The organism is Streptomyces sp. NPDC046870 (assembly GCF_040704595.1).
Lineage (GTDB): Bacteria > Actinomycetota > Actinomycetes > Streptomycetales > Streptomycetaceae > Streptomyces > Streptomyces argyrophylli.
Map to the genome: position 1 here is coordinate 287,916 of NZ_JBEYXM010000001.1, position 22,197 is coordinate 310,112.

The window sequence follows — 22,197 nt, forward strand, 5'->3', positions numbered from 1 at the left end:
GACGGCACCCGCGGCGGCTGATTAGCGTGCGTCCCATGAGACTTGCACGCCGGGCCCGGCCCGGGGACGCCGCCGAAGTGTTGCGACTGCGCCAGGTGATGATCGACTCCCTGTCGGGCGCGCAGGGTTCCGGGTCCGCCGACTGGCACGCGGAGTCGCTGCCGGTGCTGCGGGAACGCCTCGCCGACCAGGACGGGGACTTCGCGGCGTTCGTCGTGGAGCATCCCGGCCGGCCCGGGGCGCTGGCCGCGCTGGTGGCGGGGACGGTGGAGTACCGCATCGGCAGGGCCGGGAACCCGCGGGGGCGGGTCGGGCACGTCTTCAGTGTGGCGACCGACCCGGACGCCCGGCGGCGGGGGTACGCGCGCGCGTGCATGGAGGAGCTGCTGGAGTGGTTCCGGGCGCGGGGTGCCGGGCACGTGCTGCTGAACGCCTCGCCGGAGGCGGAGCCGCTGTACTCCTCCCTCGGCTTCACACGGGACCCCGACCCGTCGATGCGGCTGCCGCTGTGAGCCGCATAGGCTCGGAGGCATGTCGTTGCAGAGCCTGGCGCTGATCGAGAACTGGCCCGTCCCCACCGCCGCGGCGGGTGTCGTACGAGCCGACGGGACCGTCCTCGGGACGCACGGTCCCGTCGGGCACCGCTTCCCGCTGGCCTCCGTCACCAAGCCGCTGGCGGCCTACGCGGCGCTCGTCGCGTACGAGGAGGGCGCCATCGAGCTGGACGAGCCGGCCGGGCCGCCCGGGTCGACGGTCCGTCACCTCCTCGCCCACACCTCCGGGCTCGCCTTCGACGAGCACCGGGTGACGGCCCCGCCCGGGGAGCGGCGGCTGTACTCCAACGCCGGGTTCGAGCAGCTCGGGGACCACATCGCCAAGGCGACGGACATCCCGTTCGCCGAGTATCTGCGGCAGGCGGTGCTGGAGCCGCTGGGGATGACGTCGACGTCGCTGGAGGGGTCACCGGCGAAGGACGGGGTGTCGACGGCCGGGGACCTGCTGCGGTTCGCGGCGGAGGTGCAGGCGCCGCGGCTGCTGGACGCGCGGACGGTGGCGGCGGCGATGACCGTGCAGTACCCGGGGACGAAGGGGGTGCTGCCGGGGTACGGCCACCAGAACCCGAACGACTGGGGGCTGGGCTTCGAGATCCGCGACGGGAAGTCCCCGCACTGGACGGGGAGTTCCTCCTCACCTCGCACTTTCGGGCATTTCGGGCAGTCCGGTACGTTCCTGTGGATCGACCCGGATGCCGGGCTGGCCGCGGTCGCCCTGACGGACCGGGCGTTCGGCCCCTGGGCCGTCGAGGCGTGGCCGCCCTTCACGGACGCGGTGCTCGCCGAGGTGCGCGGCTAGGGCCTCTCGTTCGGATCATGCCGGGCTCGCGGGGTCTGGCCTGATCCGAACGGAAGACCCTAAGACCCTGCGGCCGTCATCTCCCACAGCAGCAGCTCCGCCGGTGTCGCCGCCACCGCCTCCAGACCCTCCGCCCCTGTGATCCTCGCCGCATCGCCGGGGCCCAGCTCCTCCCCCGCCAGCCGGACCTCGCCCCGCACCACGTGCGCGTACACGTACGCCGCGTCCGGGACGGCGGTCCGCTCGCCGGGGTGCAGGCGGCGCACGTGGAGCATCGCGCCCGCCGTCGGCACCGCGTACGGCGTGGAGTCGGCGATGCCGGGGACGAGGGCGTAGGAGGGGTCGCCGCCGGGCTCGCGCGGTGTCAGCCACATCTGCACGAAGGTCAGGGGCGCGTCCCCGTCGTTGCGCTCGACGTGCCGGACGCCCGCCGCCGCGCTGAGGTGCTGGAGGTCCCCGGGCCCGACCCGCGTCTCGCGGCCCGTGGAGTCACGGTGGGTCAGCTCCCCCTCGACCACCCACGTGACGATCTCGGTGTGGCTGTGCGGGTGTTCGTCGAAGCCGGCGCCGGGCGCGAGCCGCTCCTCGTTGCAGGCGATCACCGCGCCGAACCGGAGGTTGTCCGGGTCGTAGTGCGGGCCGAAGGAGAAGGCGTGCCAGGTGTCGATCCCGCCCTCGGGATCCCCTCCGCGATAGCGCTCGCCGGCGCGCCGTACGTCCATCACGGCACCACGGTAGCCGGGCCGGGCCCACGAAACCGGACCGAGGGCACGGGCCCACCCACGCCGGCTGTTCCCACGCGTCGGCCGCGAGGAGCCGGAGGGGCGAGACCCGCCGAGGTGCCTCCGGAAGCGGCCGAGACGTCAAGCACAACCCCGGCGGCGCACGGGCCCGGCCCGATAAGGCAGTCTTGTCCCCGTGCCCGAACCCGAATCCCACAACGGCGATCCCGCAGCCCGCGTCGTCCATCCGCACTCCGCGACCCTGAAGCGACTGGAGAAGTCCTCCGGGAGCCTGGCCGCGCAGGCCATCGCGCGCATGGACGAGACCCTGCCGTGGTACCGGGCGATGCCCCCGGAGAACCGTTCCTGGATCGGCCTCGTCGCCCAGGCGGGCATCGCGGCGTTCACCGAGTGGTTCCGGCACCCGGACGCGCCCCAGGCGATCTCCACGGACGTCTTCGGGACCGCGCCGCGCGAGCTGACCCGGGCCATCACGCTGCGGCAGACCGTGGAAATGGTGCGGACCACGATCGAGGTGATGGAGTCCGCCATCGACGAGGTGGCGGCGCCGGGCGACGAGAGCGTGCTGCGTGAGGCGCTGCTCGTGTACGCCCGGGAGATCGCCTTCGCCACCGCCCAGGTGTACGCCCAGGCCGCCGAGGCACGCGGTGCCTGGGACGCCCGGCTGGAGTCGCTGGTCGTGAACGCGGTGCTGAGCGGGGAGGCGGACGAGGGCGCCGTCAGCCGGGCCGCCGCCCTGGGCTGGAACTCGCCCGAGCACGTGTGCGTCGTGCTCGGGACCGCGCCGGACGGGGACAGCGAGCTGACGGTGGAGGCGATCCGGCGGGCCGCCCGGCACGCCAAGCTCCAGGTGCTCACCGGGGTGCTCGGCGACCGGCTGGTCGTCGTCGCCGGCGGCAGCGCCAACCCGCTCGCCGTGGCCAGGTCGCTGATCGGGCCGTTCGCCGCCGGGCCGGTCGTCGCGGGGCCCGTCGTGCCCGACCTGCTGGCCGCGACCCGGTCCGCGCAGGCCGCCGCCGCCGGGCTGAAGGCGTGTTCCGCCTGGCAGGACGCGCCGCGTCCGGTGCTGGCGGACGATCTGCTGCCGGAGCGGGCCATCGCGGGTGATCCGAGCGCCCGTGAGCAACTGGTGGAGGAGATCTACAGACCGCTGGAGGAGGCGGGCTCGGCACTCCTGGAAACACTGAGTGTGTACCTGGAGCAGGCGAGCAGCCTGGAAGGCGCGGCGAGGATGCTCTTCGTTCACCCGAACACCGTGCGCTACCGGCTCCGACGTGTGACTGACGTCACCGGATGGTCGCCTTCGGATGTACGATCCGCGTTCACACTACGGATCGCGCTCATCCTGGGGCGTCTGGCCGACGCCGAAACCCAGACATAGGGTTTTGTCGGAGGCCCACAAAAGCCCTTCGTGTTCTTCGTCCCTGTCCTCACGGGCGGCCGTGCCCGTCCCCAAGAGAGAGTGTGAGAGTGCTCGTACTCGTCGCTCCCGGCCAGGGCGCTCAGACGCCCGGCTTCCTGACCCCCTGGCTCGAACTGCCCGGTGCCGCCGACCGCGTCGCCGCCTGGTCGGACGCCATCGAACTGGACCTCGTGCACTACGGCACCCAGGCCGACGCCGACGCGATCCGGGACACCGCGGTGGCCCAGCCGCTGCTCGTGGCCGCCGGCCTGCTGTCCGCCGCGGCACTCGGTGACACCGCCCCCGGCGCGGTCGCCGGGCACAGTGTCGGTGAGATCACCGCCGCCGCCTTCGCCGGTGTCCTGGACGACACCGCCGCCCTCGGCCTCGTCCGCAAGCGGGGTCTGGCGATGGCCGACGCCGCCGCGGTCACCGAGACCGGCATGGCGGCGCTGCTCGGCGGCGACCCGGAGACCTCCGTCGCGCACCTGGAGAAGCTGGGCCTGACCCCGGCGAACATCAACGGCGCGGGCCAGATCGTCGCCGCCGGCACGCTGGAGCAGCTGGCCGCGCTGGCCGAGGACAAGCCCGAGGGCGTGCGCAAGGTCGTCCCGCTGAAGGTGGCCGGCGCCTTCCACACCCGTCACATGGCGCCCGCGGTCGAGACGCTCGCCAAGGCCGCCGCGGCGCTGTCCCCGGCCGACCCGAAGCTTCCCTACGTCTCCAACAAGGACGGCAAGGCCGTCGCGTCCGGTGCCGAGGTGCTGGAGCGGCTGGTCGGCCAGGTCGCCAACCCCGTGCGCTGGGACCTGTGCATGGAGACGTTCAAGGAGCTGGGCGTCACCGCGCTCGTCGAGGTGTGCCCGGGCGGCACCCTGACCGGCCTGGCCAAGCGGGCCCTGCCCGGTGTCGCGACGCTGGCCCTGAAGACCCCCGACGACCTCGACGCGGCCCGCGCTCTGCTCGCAGAGCACACCGGTGCCTAAGGAGCCGTACATGGCGAAGATCAAGCCCAGCAAGGGCGCCCCGTATGCGCGCATCCTCGGCGTCGGCGGCTACCGGCCGACCCGGGTCGTGCCCAACGAGGTGATCCTGGAGCGGATCGACTCGTCCGACGAGTGGATCCGCTCCCGCTCCGGCATCGAGACCCGGCACTGGGCGGGCCCGGAGGAGACCGTGGCCGCGATGGCGATCGAGGCCTCCGGGAAGGCCATCGCGGACGCCGGCATCGACGCCGAGCAGATCGGCGCGGTGGTCGTCTCGACCGTGTCGCACTTCAGCCAGACCCCGGCCGTCGCCACCGAGATCGCCGACAGGCTGGGCACGGACAAGGCCGCCGCCTTCGACATCTCGGCCGGCTGCGCGGGCTTCGGCTACGGCCTGACCCTCGCCAAGGGCATGGTGGTGGAAGGTTCCGCCGAACACGTGCTCGTGATCGGCGTGGAGCGGCTGAGCGACCTGACCGACCTGGAGGACCGGGCGACCGCGTTCCTGTTCGGTGACGGCGCCGGCGCGGTCGTGGTCGGCCCCTCGAACGAGCCGGCGATCGGCCCGACCGTGTGGGGCTCCGAGGGCGACAAGTCCGAGACCATCAAGCAGACCGTCTCCTGGGACCGGTTCGCCGTCGGTGACGTCTCCCAGCTGCCCCTGGACAGCCAGGGCAACATCAAGTTCCCTGCGATCACGCAGGAGGGCCAGGCGGTGTTCCGCTGGGCCGTGTTCGAGATGGCGAAGGTCGCCCAGCAGGCGCTGGACGCGGCCGGAATCACCGCGGACGACCTGGACGTCTTCATCCCGCACCAGGCCAATGTGCGGATCATCGACTCGATGGTGAAGACACTGAAGCTGCCGGAGCACGTCACGGTCGCCCGTGACATCCGCACCACCGGCAACACCTCGGCCGCCTCGATCCCGCTCGCGATGGAGCGGCTCCTGGCGACCGGGGAGGCGAAGAGCGGCGACACCGCGCTCGTCATCGGATTCGGGGCGGGTCTCGTCTACGCCGCCACGGTCGTTACCCTCCCCTAGGCACTCCGTGCCGGATCATGCGATCCGGCAGGGGGACAACTGCCACAAACCGTCTGGATTATCGAAGAAGGAGCGCCTGACATGGCCGCCACTCAGGAAGAGATCGTCGCGGGTCTCGCCGAGATCGTGAACGAGATCGCCGGGATCCCCACCGAGGACGTCCAGCTGGACAAGTCCTTCACCGACGACCTGGACGTCGACTCGCTGTCCATGGTCGAGGTCGTCGTCGCCGCCGAGGAGCGCTTCGACGTGAAGATCCCGGACGAGGACGTCAAGAACCTCAAGACCGTCGGCGACGCGACCGACTACATCCTCAAGCACCAGGCCTGAGCCACCGCGTAGGCCGCAGGCTGCAAGCCCCGCCACCCGGCGGTGGCGCCGTAATCCCCGCAGACGCGGGGGTAGTCCTCCCGTATCCGTTGGAGAAAGAATTCCCGTGAGCCCGACCAATCGCACCGTGGTCGTCACCGGTATCGGCGCAACCACACCGCTGGGTGGCGACGCAGCCTCGACCTGGGAGGCCCTCGTCGCCGGCACGTCCGGCGTCAGCCTGCTGGAGAAGGAGTGGGCGGCTCAGCTGCCGGTCCGCATCGCCGCGCAGATCGCCGTCGAGCCGGGCGAGATCATCCCCCGCCCGCAGGCCCGCAAGCTGGACCGGTCCGCGCAGTTCGCGCTGATCGCCGCTCAGGAGGCCTGGAAGGACGCCGGCTTCACCGCCAGGGCCGGTGAGGACTCGTCCGTCAACCCCGACCGTCTCGGCGCGGTCATCGCCTCCGGCATCGGCGGCGTGACGACCCTGCTGGACCAGTACGACATCCTCAAGGAGAAGGGCGTACGCCGCGTCTCCCCGCACACCGTGCCGATGCTGATGCCCAACTCCCCGGCGGCCAACGTCGGGATCGAGCTGGGTGCCCGCGCCGGTGTGCACACCCCGGTCTCGGCCTGCGCCTCGGGCGCGGAGGCCATCGGGTACGCGATCGAGATGATCCGCACCGGGCGTGCGGACGTGGTCGTGGCCGGTGGTACCGAGGCCGCCATCCACCCGCTGCCCATCGCCGCGTTCGGCAACATGATGGCGATGTCCAAGAACAACGACGACCCGCAGGGCGCCTCGCGTCCCTACGACGCCGGCCGGGACGGCTTCGTGCTCGGTGAGGGCGCCGGTGTGATCGTCCTGGAGTCCGAGGAGCACGCGAAGGCCCGCGGCGCCCGGATCTACGCCGAGGCGGTCGGACAGGGCATCTCCGCCGACGCGCACCACATCACGCAGCCGGAGCCGTCCGGCAACGGGATCGCGCACGCGCTGCAGAACCTGCTGGACAACACGGATCTGAAGCCGGCCGAGATCGTGCACGTGAACGCGCACGCCACCTCGACGCCGCAGGGTGACGTGGCCGAGATCAAGGCGCTGCGGAAGGTGTTCGGCGACGACGTCGACCACATGGCGATCTCCGCGACCAAGTCGATGACCGGTCACCTGCTGGGCGGTGCCGGTGGTGTGGAGACCGTCGCGTCGATCCTGGCGCTGGTGAACCGCACGGCTCCGCCGACCATCAACGTGGACAACCTCGACCCCGAGGTCAACGCGGACGTGGTCGTCGGTGAGGCGCGGGCCCTGCCCGAGGGCCGTATCGCCGCGCTGAACGACTCGTTCGGCTTCGGCGGGCACAACGTGGTCCTGGCGTTCCGGACGATCTGAGAAACGCGCGGAAGGGCCCTCACCGGCAGGTGAGGGCCCTTCCGTCATGTCCGCCGCGTGCCCCGGCCGGGTCCGTCACGTGCGCGACGTCACACCACTTGGTGCAGCCAGCGGACCGGGGCGCCCTCGCCGGCGTAGCGGAACGGCTCCAGTTCGTCGTCCCAGGGCTTGCCCAGGAGCTTGGCGATCTCCGCCTCCAGGTCGGTCTCCCCCTGCTGGGACCGCGTCAGCGCGGCGCGCAGGCGGTCCTCGGGGATCAGGATGTCGCCGTGGATTCCGGTGACGGCGTGGAAGATGCCGAGGTCGGGGGTGCAGCTGTAGCGCTCGCCCTCGGCGGTCGCGCAGGGCTCCGCGGTGACCTCGAAGCGCAGCAGGTGCCAGCCGCGCAGCGCCGAGGCGAGTTTGGAGGCGGTGCCGGCCTGGCCCTGCCAGGAGAACTCCGAGCGCCAGGTGCCGGGCGCCGCCGGCTGCCGGATCCAGTCGAGGTTGACGCGCGTGCCGAGCACCCCGGCGACGGCCCACTCGACGTGCGGGCACAGCGCGCGCGGCGCGGAGTGCACGTACAGAACTCCACGTGTCGTCACCGGAACCTCCGGGCAGAGCGGGACATCTTGCGGACTGGCTGGGCGGCAGTGGCGCGACGGCCGCGTTGATGGCGAGGCTACCCTGCGGCGGGGCAAGGAGTGTGACGTACGGTCGGTCCCGGTGCCAGGAAACCGCCGCCATTCACCCAGGGGGACGCTTGTGCGGGGGTGTGCCGTTCCCGGGGCGCCGGGCCGGGAACCCTCGGACGTTGTCAGGGCAGGGGGAAGCCCACCGTCGAACGAGGGGAACAGCAGGGATGCGGAAGCGAAGCCACCGTGTACGGGCCGTTCTCGCCGTCGTGGCGGCCGTGCTGCTGGGCGCCGCCGGGTGTGACGACGGGTCGGGGAGCGCGCCGGCGCCGGCGGGCACCAGGGCGGGCGCGGTCCGGCTCCCGGTGTGGGACCGCAGCCCGGACTCGATCGCCGCGGTGGGCGACTCCATCACGCGCGGCTTCGACGCATGCACGGTGCTGTCGGACTGCCCGGAGGTGTCGTGGGCGACGGGCAGCGACGCCACGGTGGACAGCCTGGCGGTGCGGCTGCTGGGCGTGACGGGGGCGGCGGAGCGCAGCTGGAACTACGCGGTGACGGGTGCCCGGATGGCGGACCTGCCCGGGCAGATGGAGCAGGCGGTCTCCCGCGCCCCGCAGTTGGTGACGGTGATGGTGGGGGCGAACGACGCCTGCCGGGCCTCGGCGTCGGCGATGACCCCGGTGGCCGGCTTCCGCGCGGACTTCGAGGAGGCGCTGCGCACGCTGCGTTCGGCGCTGCCCAGGACGCAGGTGTACGTGGCGAGTGTGCCGAACCTGAAGCGGCTGTGGTCGCAAGGCCGGACGAACCCGCTGGGCAAGCAGGTGTGGAAGCTGGGCATCTGCCCGTCGATGCTGGGCGACGCGGACGACCTGACCAGCGCGGCGACGCTGCGCCGGGACTCCGTGCAGCGGCGGGTGGTGGAGTACAACCGGGTGCTGAAGGAGGTCTGCGCGAAGGACCGGCGCTGCCGCTTCGACGACGACGCGGTCTACGACTACCGCTTCGGCACGGACCAGCTCAGCCACTGGGACTGGTTCCACCCCAGCAAGGACGGTCAGGCGCGGCTGGCGGAGATCGCGTACCGGAGGATCACGGCGGGGAATCCGTGACCGGCCCCGTTCGGTGAGCGGGCCGAACAGGCGGTGCGGCTTCAGCGGTGGCCGCGCTTCTTCTGCTCGGTCCAGATGATCAGTACGCTCACGGCCAGTGCGGCGAACAGGATGCCCAGGAACCAGGCGGGTGGGCCGACGAAGATCGACACGACGAAGCCCAGGAATGTGGCCAGCAGGCCCGCACTCGCCCACAGCTCGCGATCACTCATGCGTCCCCCGCGCGTGATGAGTCCTCGTCCGCCCCGACAGCGAGCGGGGTGAAGGGAAACACCACCAGACACACGACAGCCCGTCAAGTGCCGGTGGGACACACGCGGTGGACCGTCGCCCGCGCCGGATCCGGCTTCCGGCGGCACTACTAGGGTTTCCCACATGAACGAACTTTTCGGCACACTCCCCGACGGCACGGCGGTGCACCGGTGGACGCTGGAGCGCGGCGGGGTGCGGGTGCGGGTGCTGTCGTACGGCGGGATCGTGCAGTCCGTGGAGGTCCCGGACGGCGCCGGGCGGACGGCGGGCGTGGCGCTGGGCTTCCCGGACCTCGACGGCTACCTGGCGCATCCGGAGCCGTACCTGGGTGCCGTGATCGGCCGGTACGCGAACCGCATCGCGGGCGGCCGGTTCGAACTGGACGGCCGGACGTACCCGCTGGCGCGCAACAACGGCCCGAACTCGCTGCACGGCGGTGAGCGCGGGTTCGACAAGCGGGTGTGGGAGGTGACGCCGGTCCCGCACGGCGTCCGCCTCGGCCGGGTCAGCCCGCACGGCGAGGAGGGCTTCCCGGGCCGGCTGGAGGTGGCGGTGACGTACACGCTCGACCCGTCGGGCGCGCTGCGGATCGCCTACGAGGCGGTCACGGACGCGCCGACGGTGGTCAACCTGACCAGTCACACGTACTGGAACCTGAGCGGTTCCGGGGACGCGGGCGGGCACGAGCTGCGGCTGGCCGCGTCCCGGTACACGCCGGTGGACGCGGACCTGATCCCGGCCGGCGCGCCGTCGGACGTGACCGGCTCCCGCTTCGACTTCCGTACGGCCCGCAAGACCGGCTCCGGCTACGACCACAACTTCGTCCTGGACAAGGGGGTGACCGGCGCGCCGGAAGAGGTGGCCGAGCTGTACGACCCGGCGTCCGGGCGGACCCTGACGGTGGCCACGACCGAGCCGGGCCTCCAGCTGTACACCGCCGACTCGTTGTCCGGGCCGCTCGGCCCGGGCGCCGGGATCGCCCTGGAGACGCAGCACTTCCCGGACTCCCCCAACCGGCCGGACTTCCCGAGCACGGTGCTGCGGCCCGGCGAGGTGTTCCGCTCCGAGACGGTGTACGGATTCGGCGTCCGCGGCCGGTAGCCCGCCGCGCCGGGGCCGTGAAGCCCCGGTCCGGGGGTCAGGTTCCCGGACCGGGGCTGCGCGGGGGACACGCGTCCCCCGGCGGGGGACTTGTCCAGGATCAGACGTTAATCGTCGTGATGACGCGGCGGTCCTCGATCGAGCGTCCGGCGGAGATCTCGTACGAACCCTTCACACTTGCCCACGTCTCCCCCGCCGGCGGCACCCCGCGGCCGGTCGCCGTGTGCACGTGGCGCCGGATCCGTCCGCCGTCCGGCTGCCGCGCGGGGTGCGGCTGACGGGGACGGGCCGGGCGCCGCTGCCGCGGGTCACCGCCTTCGCCACGGCCGGGGCGGCGCTCGTCGCGCAGGCGCCGGCCGTCTTCCGGGACCGGCACCCGGAGGTGACGGCCGAGCGCGAGGAGGACCTCACCCCGTCTGCTGGACGAGCCGCTGCACGCCGCCCTGCCCGCCGGGCACCCGCCGGCCGCCGGGTCGGTGCGGCCGGACGTCGCGTGGCGTCCGCGGGAGACCGGCGGCGGGAGGCCCGCACCATGGCGCGGGTCCCTTCCGTCACGCGATACTGCGGCCGTCCACCGCACCACGCGCCCCACAGCGACGGAAGGACCCGAACTCCCTTGATGCGTCTACGTATCGGCCTGCTCGGGCTGGCCCTGCTGGCCGGCCTGTCCGGGCCCGCCGGCACGGCCCGCGCCGCCACCGCCCCGCCCTCCCCCACCGTCGAGGAACAACGGCTGGACGAGGCCGTGCCGCAGGAGATCCTGCGGCGCTCCGGATTCGCCGACGCGGCACCGGGGTTCCGCCGTGCCCTGCACCGGGCGCACTCCTACGCGCAGGCCCGCCGCACCGTCGTACGCGAGGGGTCCGCGCTGTGGCGGCGGGCCGTGGAGCGGGCGCAGGGGCGCGGGCCGGCCGGGGGTGACCTGAGCCGGGACGACGACCGGCCGCTGTACTGGGCCCGGCTGGGGATGACCCGGGAAGTGCGCGCCTGGCAGCCGGGCTTCGGGCTCTCCGCCGGGCAACGCGACGCGCTCCTCGGGTGGCTGGAGCGGACCTCGCGCGGGCAGACCGACATCCGCTACCCGGGCAAGGGGCACCTGCGGCGCGTCCTGCTCACCGGGTTCGACCCCTTCACGCTCGACCGGGACATCCGCATCTCCAACCCCTCGGGGGCGACGGCGCTCGCGCTGGACGGCACGGTCGTCGAGACGGCGCGGGGACCGGCGCGCGTGGAGACGGCCGTGTTCCCGGTGCGCTGGCGGGACTTCACCGAGGGCACGGTGGAGCGGACGCTGCGGCCGTACCTGCCGCGGGTGGACCTGTTCACGACCGTGAGCCAGGGCCGGGTCGGCCGGTTCGACGTCGAGCGCACCAACGGCGCGTGGCGGGGCGGCTTCGCGGACAACGACGACGTGGGCGTGACCGGGACCGTCCCGGTCGCGGACCCGGCGTCGCAGCCGCAGTGGACGAGCACCACCCTGCCGTACGCCGCCGTCGTGGCCGCGCGGACGGGCCGCTTCCCCGTGTACGACCACACCGAGGTGACCGAGATACCGGCCGGCGGCACCGCGCCCGTCGTACGGCCGGACGGGCCGACCCCCGGCTCCACCGCCCGTGCCGGGGCGGGCGGCGACTACCTCTCCAACGAGATCGCCTACCGGGCCACCCTGCTGCGGGACCGGCTCGGGCTGCGCGGCACGCTGCCGGGCGGGCATGTGCACACGCCCGTGCTGCAGTTCGGGGCCGGGAACACCACCGAGGTGACCGACCCGGAGTTCGTGCGCAACCGGCTGGACATCATCGCGCAGGTCCGGTCGATCGTCGCCGTGTCCGTCGGTGCGGCGGAACGGAGCCCGGGCTGACGCGGGGACCGGCCGGGACGGGACCTACGGCGAGCGTGTCGGTCAGGGGGTGACGTCCTGCGTCCGGGGGGCCTCGGCGCCGTCCCCGCCGCTCTCCTCGCCCAGCAGGTCGCGGGCGAGGAGCGTGGCGCCCGCGACCGCGCCCGGCATCAGGAACACCGCGACGAACGGAACCAGGAAGGCCAGGCCCAGAGGCGTGCCGAAGCCCCAGACGAGGGTCTTGCGGGAGCGCAGCAGGGTGAGCCGGGCGCGCAGGTCGACGCCCCGGCGCTGCATCGCCACGGCGGCCAGTTCCTCGGTGAGGAAGAAGCCGGTGACGAAGAAGCCGATCACGGGGACGACGGTCTGCCCGACGAACGGCAGGAAACCGAGGGCGAAGAGCAGGATGCCCCACAGGCCGGCCCGCACCAGCACGCGCAGACTGTCCCGGGCGGAGATCCACAGCTCGCGCCAGAGCGGCAGCTCCGACCGCGGGGCGGTGCCGTCGGGCGAGACGTCGGCGTCGACCCTCTCCGAGAGGTTCTCGTAGAAGGGCTGGCCGACCAGCAGGGTGACGGCGGTGAACGTCAGCACGGCCAGCAGCAGACCGAGGGCGAAGAGGACGGCCGTCAGGAAGCCGCGGAACAGGCCCTGCCAGGGGCTGGACCAGTCGTCCGCGAACGGGGTCGCCCACGTGACCGCGTCCGCGCCCCACACGGCGAGCGCGACCAGCGCGGCGGCGTACAGCACCAGTGTGATCAGTCCGGGCAGCAGCCCGAAGCCGTAGCTCCGCCCGTGCCGGGCCACCCATCGCTGGCCTTTCAGCAGGTACCCGAAACCCACCCCGAGATCGCGCATGGCGAGGACTCTACTGGCTGGGTGTGACAGCGCGGATGGCCGGTGGCGGCCGGCGACCGGCCGGGCCGGGTCTCAGGCGTCGAGCATGCGGCGGAGCAGGTCGCGCAGGGAGCGGCGCTGGTCGTCGGTGAGCGCGGCGAGCGGCTCGCGGGCGAAGTGCAGGCCCTCGCGCAGGTCCCGGGCCACCCGGCGGCCCTCGTCGGTGGCGGCGGCGACCTTGACCCGGCGGTCGGCCGGGTCGGGGCGGCGCTCCACCAGGCCGCGGGACTCGAGCCGGTCCACGATCCCGGTGACGTTCGACGGCTCGCACTTGAGCTTCTGGGCCAGCTTGCGCATGGGCAGCGGCTCCAGCGAGAGCAGGCTGAGCAGCCTGGCCTGTGGACCGGTCAGCGTGTGCTCGCCCGCCGCCTCCTCGTAGTCCGCGTAGAAGCGGGCCACGACGTCACCGATCAGCTCGACCACTTCCATGGTCAGGGGGTCGGGGCGGTGGGTCTTCGATGGGTGGGACATACCCTCCAGGATACCCGGTTACTTGACATCATGAAATATTCAGGGGCATGGTTGTTTCAGGTACTGAAGTAATTGCCGTGACACGAAAGGCTCCGTCATGATCAACCGCGAGTGGCACCTGCTCAGCCGACCCGTCGGCTGGCCGAAGCCCGAGGACTTCGCCCTCGTCGAGGCGCCGGTCCCGATCCCGGGCGAGGGTCAGGTGCTGGTGCGGAACAGGTACCTCTCCGTCGACCCCTATATGCGTGGAAGGATGAGCGCGGCCAAGTCCTACGCCGCCCCCTTCGAGCTGGGCAAGGTCATGCAGGGCGGCGCGGTCGGCGAGGTGGTCGAGTCGCACGCCGAGGGCCTGTCCGCCGGCGACCACGTCCTGCACTTCGCCGGCTGGCGCGAGTACGCGGCCGTGGACGCGAGGAACGCCGTGAAGGTCGACCCGGAGGCCGCTCCCCTGTCGACGTACCTCGGCGTCCTCGGCATGACCGGCCTGACCGCCTACGCCGGCCTGCTGCGCACCGCCTCCTTCAAGGAGGGCGACAGCGTGTTCGTGTCGGGCGCCGCGGGGGCCGTGGGCAGCCAGGTGGGCCAGATCGCCAGGCTCAAGGGCGCCTCGCGGGTCATCGGCTCGGCCGGGTCCGACGAGAAGGTCAAGCTGCTCCTGGACGAGTACGGCTTCGACGCCGCCTTCAACTACAAGAACGGCCCGGTCGCCGAGCAGCTGCGCGAGGCGGCGCCCGACGGCATCGACGTCTACTTCGACAACGTCGGCGGGGACCACCTGGAGGCCGCGATCGGCTCGCTGAACCAGGGCGGCCGGATCGCCGTCTGCGGCATGATCTCGGTCTACAACAACACCGAGCCCGCGCCCGGCCCGAGGAACCTGGCCCGGCTGATCCAGACGCGCGGCCGGATCGAGGGCTTCCTGGTCGGCGACCACTACGACCTCCAGCCGCAGTTCGTCCGGGAGGTCGGCCCCTGGGTCGCCTCGGGCGCGCTGAAGTACCGGGAGACCGTGGTCGAGGGCATCGAGAACAACCTGGAGGCGTTCCTCGGGGTCCTGCGCGGCGACAACATCGGCAAGATGGTCGTCAAGCTCTAGGGTCTTCCGTTCGATCCGGACCGGACACCACAGGCCCGGCATGGTCCGGACTCGATCCCCTGGCCTTCCCGTGGTTTCCGGCATGCGGTAGCTTCTTTCCGGAATCCGTCGCGATCGTGGGCGCGAGTCGCGGCGGCCGAGGAGGAAGACAACCGCATGCCCATCACGCAGTCCGACGTCCTGTACACCGCCGTCGCCACCGCCGAGAACGGCCGCGACGGACGGGTCGCCACGGACGACGGCCGACTGGACGTCGTCGTCAACCCGCCGAAGGAGATGGGCGGCAGCGGATCCGGGACCAACCCGGAGCAGCTGTTCGCCGCCGGTTACAGCGCGTGCTTCCAGGGGGCGCTGGGGGTGGTCGCCCGGCAGGAGGGCGCCGACGTGTCCGGCTCCACCGTCACCGCCAGGGTCGGCATCGGCAGGAACGACGAGGGCTTCGGGATCATCGTGGAGATCTCGGCGGACATCCCGAACGCCGACGAGGCCACCGCGCGGGAGCTGCTGGAGAAGGCCCACCAGGTCTGCCCCTACTCGAAGGCGACGCGCGGGAACATCAGCGTGACGCTGGTCTGACCTCCGTCGTTCCTCACATCGGCAGCCGCATCCTTGGACGTGGGGTGCGGCTGCCGTCCGGCACGGGGGTTCCTCAGCCGGCCAGCGCCGCCTCGTGGACCTTTGCCGCAAACCTGTCGTTCTCGGGTGCCGCTCCGCCCGGGAACGCGAACCTGCGCCTCGTGTAGCCGTAGGCGATGCCCGCGTGCGGGTCCGCGAAGGCCTGGACGCCGCCCGTGCCGCTGTGGCCCAGCGTGCCCGCGCCCAGGAACGGGTACCAGGTGTCGGCGACCGCCTGGAAGCCGAGGCCGAAGGACGTGTGGGCGCGGGCCACCAGGTCGTACCCCGTGGAGTGGATCTGGGCGAACTCCGCCAGTGTGTCGCCCTTCAGCAGCGGGGTCCTGCCGTCCACCTCGCTGATCATCGCCGCGTACATGCCCGCGAGACCGCGTGCCGAGCCGATGCCGCCCACCGAGGCGGGTCCCCGGGCGCGGATCAGCCGCTCGTTCGGCAGGCTCTCCAGGTCGGTGGGCTGCGCGCCGTGCCGGTTGAAGGCGATCGACGCGAGGGTGTGCGGACCGGCCGGCACGGCTTCGAGCTGCGCCTGCTGCGCGGGCGTCGGCAGCATCGGCCGGACGGTGCGGAAGCGCGGCTCGTGCGCTTCGGGCAGACCCAGGTGGAGGTCGAGGCCGTGGGGGGCGCGGACCCGCTCCTCGTACACCTCCTGGAGCGTACGGCCCGTCGCCCGGCGGACGACCTCGCCGGTCAACGCGCCGATGACCAGCGCGTGGTAGCCGAACGCCGTGCCCGGCCGCCAGAACGGCCGCTGGTCGGCGAGGCGTTCGGCGATCATCCGGTCGTCGGCCAGCTCATCGGCGCTGAACCCGGTGTCGGTGCCGACCAGCCCCGCACGGTGCGCCAGCAGGTCCCGCAGCATCAGCGCGCCCTTGCCCTCGGCGGCGAACTCCGGCCAGTAGTAGGTGACTTTGCGGTCCAGCTCCAGGGTGCCGTCCTGCACGAGGAGCGCCGCCACGAGATGGGCCGCGCCCATCGTGGCCGAGTGGAGGGCGTACAGCGAGTCACCCGTCACCCCCGCGCCCGCCCACAGGTCCACGACCCGCCGTCCGTGGAGGTACGCGCACAACTGCCCCTCGTAGTCCGCCCGTTCCCCGGCGACGAAGGCGGCGAACTCCTCGCGCACCGGCTCGAAGCCCTCGGCTACCGTGCCCTGGACGGTGATCTCCTGCGTCATCCGCTCTCCTCGGCCGATCCGCTGCCCGCTGCTCCCCCTCGGCACAACGCCCTCCTCCGGCGTCGGGCGTTCCCGAGACCGGTACGGCGAGACGTGCCCGTTCGACTCAACCCCGCCGAGGGCCGGGGGGTGTCATGGATGCCCCGGATGGCCGATGGCGCGGGGTGGCGGGCACGCGCCGGGGCGTGCTTCACGTACACACGGATGGAGCCGGACCCCGGGCGGGGGGGGACTCACCTGCCCGCGGACGTCCTCAGCTGCACCACCACAGGAAGCGGTCGCAGGTCTTCGTGGGCGACGGCTGGGGCGGGGGCGCGGAGGTGGCCGGGGCCGTGGTCGGGGCGGCGGAGGACTGGCTGGGGGCCGGGGCGGCCGGGGTCACCGGGGTCGCACCGGAACTCGTCGTGGGCGACTGCTGCACGGTGCCGCTGGGCGTGGCGGAGGGGGAAGCGGAGTCCTCGTCCTCCGGCGACTGCGACGCGGAGGCGGAGGCCGAGGCGTCCGGGGAGGCCGACTCGCCGGCCCGGGGGATGGCGCCGGACGTGGCGCCTGTCGGACCGGCGGTGCGGCCCGGCGCGACCGAGGCGGCGCCGCCGTCCGCCGAGGTGTCCCCGGCCGGGGCCGGGGCGTCGCTGGAGAAGGGTGAGAAGGGCGCGTCCGTGCCCAGTTCGGCGAGGCTCAGCCCGCCCGCCGCGAGGACGAAGCCGGCGGCGACCAGGACGGTACGGCGGCGTCTTCGGCGGTGTGCGGCGGCCTTGCGGTCGCGGCGGCTGCCCTCGGCCCCGCCCCGGGCCCGCCGCCCGGCCGGGGCGCCCCCGTCGTCACCGGCGTCGTCGCCCTCCGCCTCGTCCGCTTCGCCGGTCCCCGTCTCCGACGGTTCCGGTTCTTCCGCCCGCTCCGGCTCCCCGGGGGCGTGCGGACCGCCTGGCGCCTCCTCGTTCCGCTGCTCGTACGGCTCGAACGGCTGCTCGCACGTCGCCGGCGCCGGCGCGAGCCCGTGCCCGTCCCCCTGCTCGTGCGCGGGCGCGTCCGGCGTCGCCGTCAGGGGCGCGAGCCGGTCGGCCGGAGTACCGCACCCCGGGCAGGCCAGGGCGCCATTGAGGTGCCGTCGGCACGGGAGGCAGTAGTTCATGACGCGGGAAGACTAGAGTCCGCGCGGTTCCGGTTCCAGGCGTCGTTGTGAAGGTTTGGTGCGGGGTCGAAAGAGTTCTCGAAAGCCGTGCCGAAACCGTTACCTGTTCGACCCATTGACACCCCCGCCGGACCGTCCTTACTGTCACGCCAACATTTCGAACGTGTGACGAAATCTCGAACAGCTGAGGGGCAACTGCCGTGCGCATCACCGGAATCAGCACGCACGTGGTCGGCACGCCGTGGCGCAACCTGACCTACGTCCAGGTGCACACCGACGAGGGCATCACGGGAGTCGGCGAGACCCGGATGCTCGGTCACACCGACGCGCTGATCGGCTATCTGCGGGAGGCCGAGGCCAACCACATTCTCGGATCGGACCCCTTCGCCGTCGAGGACCTCGTGCGCCGGATGAAGTACGGCGACTACGGCCGGGCCGGGGAGATCGTCATGTCCGGCATCGCGGTGGTCGAGATGGCCTGCTGGGACATCAAGGGCAAGGCCCTGGGCGTGCCGGTGTGGCAGCTGCTCGGCGGGAAGGTGACCGACAAGGTCAAGGCGTACGCCAACGGCTGGTACACGACCGAGCGGACCCCGGAGGCGTACCACAAGGCCGCGCGGGGGGTCATGGAGCGCGGCTACAGGGCGCTGAAGATCGACCCCTTCGGCACCGGGCACTTCGAGCTGGACCACCAGGAGACGGTGTACGCGGTCTCGCTCATCGAGGCCGTGCGGGACGCCATCGGCCCGGAGGCGGAGCTGATGCTGGAGATGCACGGCCGCTTCTCCCCCGCCACCGCCGTCCGGCTGGCCAAGGAGATGGCGCCCTTCAAGCCGGCCTGGCTGGAGGAGCCGGTGCCGCCGGAGAACCTGAAGGCGCTGGAGAAGGTGGCGGCCAAGGTGGACGTACCGGTGGCCACCGGTGAGCGCATCCACGACCGGATCGAGTTCCGCGAGCTGTTCGACAGCCAGGCGGTCGACATCATCCAGCCCGACGTCGGCCACATCGGCGGCATCTGGGAGACCCGGAAGCTGGCCGCGACCGCCGAGACCCACTACATGCTCGTCGCCCCGCACAACGTGGGCGGGTCGGTGCTCACCGCCGCCTCCCTCCAGGTCGGGTTCACCTCCCCGAACTTCAAGATCCTCGAGCACTTCAACGACTTCGCGGACGCGGAGATCAAGAAGGTGGTCAAGGGCGCCCCGCAGGTGAACCCGGAGGACGGCTGCTTCCACCTCTCCGACGCGCCGGGGCTCGGCGTCGAGCTGGACGTCGACGCGGCGGCGGAGTTCCCGCAGCAGCAGGCCCGGTTCGACCTGTGGGCCGAGGGCTGGGAGCAGCGCAAGCCGAAGGGCACGAAGTGAGCTCCCAGGTCCTGGTCGAGGCGCCGGGGGTGCACCGGGTCGAGGCCCACACGCCCCGGCAGCCCGGTCCCGGCGAGGCGCTGGTCGCGGTGCACGCGGCCGGCATCTGCGGCAGCGACCGCGAGGTGTACCAGGGCAACCGGCCCGAAGGGTACGTGCGCTATCCGCTCACGCCCGGACACGAGTGGTCGGGGACGGTCACGGCGGTGGGCGCCGGGGTGCCCGGCTCGCTCGTCGGCCGCAAGGTCGTCGGCGAGGGCTTCCGCAACTGCCAGGTGTGCGAACGCTGTCACGCGGGCGAGACCACGCTGTGCTCGGCCGGGTACGAGGAGACCGGCTTCACCCAGCCGGGCGCCATGGCCGCCACGCTGACCCTGCCCGCCCGGCTGCTGCACGTCCTGCCGGACGACGCCGACCTCACCGCCGCCGCACTGCTGGAGCCGGCCGCCTGTGTCGCGGCGGCCGCGCTGAAGGCGAACGCCCGGCCGGGCGAGCGGGTCGCGGTGGTCGGCACGGGCACGCTGGGCATGTTCGCCGTGCAGTTCCTGAAGGCGGTCTCGCCGGCGGAGCTGCTGGTGGTGGGCACGCGGAACGACCGGGAGGCGCTGTCCCGCCGGTTCGGGGCGAGCGGTTTCCGGCTGCGCGACCAGGAGCTGCCCGGCGACTTCGACGTGGTGATCGAGACCGCCGGGTCGGCGTCCGCCGCGCGCACCGCCGCCGCGCTGCTGCGGCGCGGCGGCCGGCTGGTCCTCACCGGGATCCCGGCGCCGGGCGCGGACGGGCTCGACCCGACCGACCTCGTCGTACGGCAGCTGGAGGTGCACACCGTCTTCGGCGCACCGCCGGACGCCTGGGCCCACACCGTGCGGGTCTTCGGGGCCGGGCTGCTGGACCCGCTGCCGCTGGTCACCCACGAGCTGCCGCTGACCGAGTTCCCGCAGGCCATCGAGCTGGTCGGGGCCGGCGATCCCAAGGTGGGCAAGGTGCTGCTCCGCCCCTGACCGTACGCCGGCCGGGGCGTGACCTGACGACGCCCCGGCCGGCGTACGCCCGGCGCTCTTCCGTACCCAGAGCCGCGAACCTTGTCCGAAATACCGAACACTCAGGACCCTAAGGACAGCTTGTGACCGACACGTCCGCCCCGGCAGCCCGCAGGCCCGGCGAGCAGGTGCTCGCCGCACTCGGCCTCGGCGCGCCCGCCCTCGACCCCGCCGACGCCTCCGCCCGCACCTTCCCGGGCGGCGGTCGCTGGCGCACCGAGATCCCCTCGTGCGAGGGACCCGAAGCGCTGGCGGTCGTCCTGAAGGAGGCCTCGCGCCTCGATGTGCCGATCCACCGGATCAGCCAGGGCAGCGGCGTGTGGATGCTCACCGACGCCGAGATCACCGAGATGGTCGACGCCACGAACGAGCGCGACATCGAGCTGTGCCTGTTCACCGGACCGCGCGGCACCTGGGACATCGGCGGCTCGGTGCGGTCCGACTCACGGGGGGCCGGACTGCGCGCCCGGGGCCACGACGCCGTCGCCGGCTGCGTCGAGGACGCCGTCCGGGCCACCGAACTGGGCGTCAAGTGCCTGCTGGTCGCCGACGAGGGCGTGCTGTGGACCCTGCACCGCGCCCGCCAGGCCGGCATCATCCCGGCCGACACCACGCTGAAGGTCTCGGCGCTCATCGGCCCGGTCAACCCGGCCTCGTACGCCGTCTACGAGCGGCTCGGCGCCGACTCCGTCAACGTGCCCAGCGACCTGACGCTGGACCACCTGACCGAGATCCGCCGGGTCTCCGGCGCCCCCATGGACATGTACATCGAGGCCCCCGACGACCTCGGCGGCTACGTGCGGATGTACGAGGTCGCCGAGCTGATCCGGCGCGGCGCACCCCTGTACCTGAAGTTCGGTCTGTCCAAGGCCCCCGGCATCTACCCGTGGGGCACCCACCTGCGGGACGTGACCCTGGACACCGCCCGGGAGCGGGTGCGGCGCGGCCGGCTCGCCCTGGACCTGCTCGCCCGGCACGGCGCGGACGGCGACATGGCGCCGCTCGGCTCCCGACTGCCCGGGACGCTCCACCGCTTCCCCGTGGAAGCACCCGCACCTCTCACCTCCGCTCCTCTCAACGACGAGAACGACAAGGACTGATCCCAGATGCGCAACCGCAGAGCCGCACTCGCCGCCATAGCCGGAGCCGCCTCGCTCGCCCTCACCCTCACCGCCTGCGGCCAGAGCGGCGAGGGCGGCAGCAAGGAGAAGACGGGCGACGTCAAGGGCGCCACCATCGGCATCGCCATGCCGACCAAGTCCTCCGAGCGCTGGATCTCCGACGGCAAGAACGTCGTCAAGGACCTTCAGGCCAAGGGCTACAAGACCAAGCTCGTCTACGGCGAGGACGACCCGGAGACCCAGGTCTCGCAGATCGAGAACCTGATCACGCAGGGCGTCAAGGGCCTGATCATCGCGGCGATCGACAACAAGTCCCTGGGCCACGTCCTCCAGGAGGCCGCGGACGCGCACATCCCGGTCATCTCCTACGACCGGCTGATCCTCGGCACCAAGAACGTCGACTACTACGCCTCGTTCGACAACGAGAAGGTCGGCAAGCTCCAGGGCCAGTACATCGTCGACAAGCTCGGCCTGAACAAGGGCAAGAAGGGCCCCTTCAACATCGAGCTGTTCGCGGGCTCCAACGACGACAACAACACCAAGTACTTCTTCGGCGGCGCCATGAGCGTCCTCCAGCCGTACATCGACAAGAAGCAGCTGGTGGTCAAGTCCGGGCAGACGAAGCTGACCCAGGTCGTCACCCTGCGCTGGGACGGCACCACCGCGCAGAAGCGCATGGAGGACGTCCTCACCTCGGCCTACAAGAGCGGCCGGGTCGACGCGGTCCTCTCGCCGTACGACGGCATCTCCATCGGCATCCTGTCCGCCCTCAAGTCGGACGGCTACGGCTCGGGCAGCAAGCCGCTGCCCGTCATCACCGGCCAGGACGCCGAGCTGGCCTCGGTGAAGTCGATCATCGCCGGTCAGCAGACGCAGACCGTCTACAAGGACCTCCGCAAGCTCGCCGAGGTCGCCGCCACGATGATGGACGACTCCCTGAAGGGCAAGAAGCCCGAGGTCAACGACACCAAGACGTACGACAACGGGACGAAGGTCGTGCCCGCCTACCTGCTCCAGCCGGTGAGCGTCGACAAGAGCAACTACAAGCAGGTGCTGGTCGACGGCGGTTACTACACCGAGGGCGACCTCAAGTAACCCGCCCATCTCCTACGGATTGGAAGGCAC

23 protein-coding genes are annotated in these 22,197 nt (G+C 72.3%); 16 read left to right on the forward strand and 7 right to left on the reverse strand.

The features are described 5' to 3' along the window. Nucleotides 1-35: 35 nt before the first annotated feature. Entirely contained in the window at nucleotides 36-512 is a 477-nt protein-coding gene (locus AB0946_RS01325; protein ID WP_366758587.1) for a GNAT family N-acetyltransferase, read from the forward strand. Nucleotides 513-531: 19 nt separating this feature from the next. Beyond that, on the forward strand, nucleotides 532-1,353 hold the full coding sequence (locus tag AB0946_RS01330; RefSeq protein WP_366758588.1) for a serine hydrolase domain-containing protein: 822 nt from the start codon (nucleotides 532-534) through the stop codon (nucleotides 1,351-1,353). 59 nt (nucleotides 1,354-1,412) lie between these two features. Here the strand turns inward: AB0946_RS01330 and AB0946_RS01335 are convergent, their stop codons facing one another. After that, entirely contained in the window at nucleotides 1,413-2,075 is a 663-nt protein-coding gene (locus AB0946_RS01335) for a pirin family protein (RefSeq protein WP_366759118.1), read from the reverse strand. Nucleotides 2,076-2,271: 196 nt separating this feature from the next. Between AB0946_RS01335 and fasR the strand changes: the two genes are divergently transcribed. From fasR to fabF, 5 genes are all read left to right on the forward strand, one after another. Next, nucleotides 2,272-3,477 carry a fatty acid biosynthesis transcriptional regulator FasR gene (fasR, locus tag AB0946_RS01340; RefSeq protein ID WP_366758589.1) on the forward strand — a complete coding sequence of 402 codons (1,206 nt, stop codon included), beginning with the start codon at nucleotides 2,272-2,274 and terminating at the stop codon, nucleotides 3,475-3,477. Between the two features lie 89 nt (nucleotides 3,478-3,566). Next, nucleotides 3,567-4,484, forward strand: coding sequence for an ACP S-malonyltransferase (locus AB0946_RS01345; RefSeq protein WP_366759119.1), 918 nt, complete (start codon nucleotides 3,567-3,569; stop codon nucleotides 4,482-4,484). A gap of 10 nt (nucleotides 4,485-4,494) precedes the next feature. Beyond that, on the forward strand, nucleotides 4,495-5,526 hold the full coding sequence (locus AB0946_RS01350) for a ketoacyl-ACP synthase III (RefSeq protein WP_366758590.1): 1,032 nt from the start codon (nucleotides 4,495-4,497) through the stop codon (nucleotides 5,524-5,526). An 81-nt stretch (nucleotides 5,527-5,607) separates the two neighbouring features. Continuing rightward, nucleotides 5,608-5,856: an acyl carrier protein gene (locus AB0946_RS01355; protein WP_018545314.1), complete on the forward strand. Its 249-nt coding sequence runs from the start codon at nucleotides 5,608-5,610 to the stop codon at nucleotides 5,854-5,856. A 106-nt stretch (nucleotides 5,857-5,962) separates the two neighbouring features. Next, nucleotides 5,963-7,225, forward strand: coding sequence for a beta-ketoacyl-ACP synthase II (gene fabF, locus AB0946_RS01360; protein ID WP_366758591.1), 1,263 nt, complete (start codon nucleotides 5,963-5,965; stop codon nucleotides 7,223-7,225). 89 nt (nucleotides 7,226-7,314) lie between these two features. On the opposite strand, the gene AB0946_RS01365 is transcribed toward fabF, so the two are convergent. Next, complete coding sequence (locus AB0946_RS01365) at nucleotides 7,315-7,809, reverse strand: DUF3145 domain-containing protein (protein ID WP_366749415.1); 495 nt, start codon at nucleotides 7,807-7,809, stop codon at nucleotides 7,315-7,317. A gap of 257 nt (nucleotides 7,810-8,066) precedes the next feature. Here AB0946_RS01365 and AB0946_RS01370 point away from each other — a divergent pair, with 257 nt between their 5' ends. Then, nucleotides 8,067-8,951 (forward strand): SGNH/GDSL hydrolase family protein, encoded by an 885-nt coding sequence (locus AB0946_RS01370; protein WP_366758592.1) that lies wholly within the window; start codon nucleotides 8,067-8,069, stop codon nucleotides 8,949-8,951. A gap of 41 nt (nucleotides 8,952-8,992) precedes the next feature. On the opposite strand, the gene AB0946_RS01375 is transcribed toward AB0946_RS01370, so the two are convergent. Continuing rightward, nucleotides 8,993-9,163: a hypothetical protein gene (locus AB0946_RS01375; protein ID WP_366758593.1), complete on the reverse strand. Its 171-nt coding sequence runs from the start codon at nucleotides 9,161-9,163 to the stop codon at nucleotides 8,993-8,995. Nucleotides 9,164-9,326: 163 nt separating this feature from the next. Here AB0946_RS01375 and AB0946_RS01380 point away from each other — a divergent pair, with 163 nt between their 5' ends. Next, a complete protein-coding gene (locus AB0946_RS01380) occupies nucleotides 9,327-10,304 on the forward strand; it encodes an aldose epimerase family protein (RefSeq protein ID WP_366758594.1) in 978 nt (325 codons plus the stop codon). Between the two features lie 619 nt (nucleotides 10,305-10,923). Then, nucleotides 10,924-12,165 (forward strand): pyroglutamyl peptidase, encoded by a 1,242-nt coding sequence (locus AB0946_RS01385; RefSeq protein ID WP_366758595.1) that lies wholly within the window; start codon nucleotides 10,924-10,926, stop codon nucleotides 12,163-12,165. 42 nt (nucleotides 12,166-12,207) lie between these two features. Here AB0946_RS01385 and AB0946_RS01390 read toward each other — a convergent pair whose 3' ends face one another. Then, complete coding sequence (locus AB0946_RS01390) at nucleotides 12,208-13,002, reverse strand: EI24 domain-containing protein (RefSeq protein WP_366758596.1); 795 nt, start codon at nucleotides 13,000-13,002, stop codon at nucleotides 12,208-12,210. 72 nt (nucleotides 13,003-13,074) lie between these two features. Beyond that, the gene (locus AB0946_RS01395; protein WP_366758597.1) at nucleotides 13,075-13,512 is read right to left on the reverse strand and encodes a MarR family transcriptional regulator; all 438 of its coding nucleotides are present in this window, start codon (nucleotides 13,510-13,512) and stop codon (nucleotides 13,075-13,077) included. A gap of 97 nt (nucleotides 13,513-13,609) precedes the next feature. On the opposite strand from AB0946_RS01395, the gene AB0946_RS01400 reads away from it, so the two are divergent. Further along, nucleotides 13,610-14,608 (forward strand): NADP-dependent oxidoreductase, encoded by a 999-nt coding sequence (locus AB0946_RS01400; RefSeq protein WP_366758598.1) that lies wholly within the window; start codon nucleotides 13,610-13,612, stop codon nucleotides 14,606-14,608. A 156-nt stretch (nucleotides 14,609-14,764) separates the two neighbouring features. Further along, the gene (locus tag AB0946_RS01405) at nucleotides 14,765-15,184 is read left to right on the forward strand and encodes an organic hydroperoxide resistance protein (RefSeq protein ID WP_366758599.1); all 420 of its coding nucleotides are present in this window, start codon (nucleotides 14,765-14,767) and stop codon (nucleotides 15,182-15,184) included. Nucleotides 15,185-15,257: 73 nt separating this feature from the next. On the opposite strand, the gene AB0946_RS01410 is transcribed toward AB0946_RS01405, so the two are convergent. Together AB0946_RS01410 and AB0946_RS01415 are read right to left on the reverse strand one after the other, a co-directional pair. After that, a complete protein-coding gene (locus tag AB0946_RS01410) occupies nucleotides 15,258-16,415 on the reverse strand; it encodes a serine hydrolase domain-containing protein (protein ID WP_366758600.1) in 1,158 nt (385 codons plus the stop codon). Between the two features lie 253 nt (nucleotides 16,416-16,668). Beyond that, nucleotides 16,669-17,547, reverse strand: coding sequence for a hypothetical protein (locus tag AB0946_RS01415; protein WP_366758601.1), 879 nt, complete (start codon nucleotides 17,545-17,547; stop codon nucleotides 16,669-16,671). 200 nt (nucleotides 17,548-17,747) lie between these two features. Here AB0946_RS01415 and AB0946_RS01420 point away from each other — a divergent pair, with 200 nt between their 5' ends. From AB0946_RS01420 to chvE, 4 genes are all read left to right on the forward strand, one after another. Beyond that, nucleotides 17,748-18,911: a mandelate racemase/muconate lactonizing enzyme family protein gene (locus AB0946_RS01420; RefSeq protein WP_366758602.1), complete on the forward strand. Its 1,164-nt coding sequence runs from the start codon at nucleotides 17,748-17,750 to the stop codon at nucleotides 18,909-18,911. After that, nucleotides 18,908-19,912: an alcohol dehydrogenase catalytic domain-containing protein gene (locus tag AB0946_RS01425; RefSeq protein ID WP_366758603.1), complete on the forward strand. Its 1,005-nt coding sequence runs from the start codon at nucleotides 18,908-18,910 to the stop codon at nucleotides 19,910-19,912. The genes AB0946_RS01420 and AB0946_RS01425 overlap by 4 nt, the downstream gene beginning before the upstream one ends. 122 nt (nucleotides 19,913-20,034) lie before the next feature. After that, nucleotides 20,035-21,051, forward strand: coding sequence for a hypothetical protein (locus tag AB0946_RS01430; protein WP_366758604.1), 1,017 nt, complete (start codon nucleotides 20,035-20,037; stop codon nucleotides 21,049-21,051). A gap of 6 nt (nucleotides 21,052-21,057) precedes the next feature. After that, nucleotides 21,058-22,167, forward strand: a complete 1,110-nt coding sequence (gene chvE, locus AB0946_RS01435) for a multiple monosaccharide ABC transporter substrate-binding protein (RefSeq protein WP_366758605.1) — start codon at nucleotides 21,058-21,060, stop codon at nucleotides 22,165-22,167. The last annotated feature ends 30 nt before the right edge of the window (nucleotides 22,168-22,197 follow it).

Coding starts and splice junctions, on each gene's coding strand:
- AB0946_RS01325 (WP_366758587.1), top strand. CDS start 36: ATGAGACTTGCACGCCGGGCCCGGCCCGGGGACGCCGCCGAAGTGTTG.
- AB0946_RS01330 (WP_366758588.1), top strand. CDS start 532: ATGTCGTTGCAGAGCCTGGCGCTGATCGAGAACTGGCCCGTCCCCACC.
- AB0946_RS01335 (WP_366759118.1), bottom strand. CDS start 2,075: ATGGACGTACGGCGCGCCGGCGAGCGCTATCGCGGAGGGGATCCCGAG.
- AB0946_RS01350 (WP_366758590.1), top strand. CDS start 4,495: ATGGCGAAGATCAAGCCCAGCAAGGGCGCCCCGTATGCGCGCATCCTC.
- AB0946_RS01355 (WP_018545314.1), top strand. CDS start 5,608: ATGGCCGCCACTCAGGAAGAGATCGTCGCGGGTCTCGCCGAGATCGTG.
- AB0946_RS01370 (WP_366758592.1), top strand. CDS start 8,067: ATGCGGAAGCGAAGCCACCGTGTACGGGCCGTTCTCGCCGTCGTGGCG.
- AB0946_RS01375 (WP_366758593.1), bottom strand. CDS start 9,163: ATGAGTGATCGCGAGCTGTGGGCGAGTGCGGGCCTGCTGGCCACATTC.
- AB0946_RS01380 (WP_366758594.1), top strand. CDS start 9,327: ATGAACGAACTTTTCGGCACACTCCCCGACGGCACGGCGGTGCACCGG.
- AB0946_RS01385 (WP_366758595.1), top strand. CDS start 10,924: ATGCGTCTACGTATCGGCCTGCTCGGGCTGGCCCTGCTGGCCGGCCTG.
- AB0946_RS01390 (WP_366758596.1), bottom strand. CDS start 13,002: ATGCGCGATCTCGGGGTGGGTTTCGGGTACCTGCTGAAAGGCCAGCGA.
- AB0946_RS01395 (WP_366758597.1), bottom strand. CDS start 13,512: ATGTCCCACCCATCGAAGACCCACCGCCCCGACCCCCTGACCATGGAA.
- AB0946_RS01400 (WP_366758598.1), top strand. CDS start 13,610: ATGATCAACCGCGAGTGGCACCTGCTCAGCCGACCCGTCGGCTGGCCG.
- AB0946_RS01405 (WP_366758599.1), top strand. CDS start 14,765: ATGCCCATCACGCAGTCCGACGTCCTGTACACCGCCGTCGCCACCGCC.
- AB0946_RS01410 (WP_366758600.1), bottom strand. CDS start 16,415: ATGACGCAGGAGATCACCGTCCAGGGCACGGTAGCCGAGGGCTTCGAG.
- AB0946_RS01415 (WP_366758601.1), bottom strand. CDS start 17,547: ATGAACTACTGCCTCCCGTGCCGACGGCACCTCAATGGCGCCCTGGCC.
- chvE (WP_366758605.1), top strand. CDS start 21,058: ATGCGCAACCGCAGAGCCGCACTCGCCGCCATAGCCGGAGCCGCCTCG.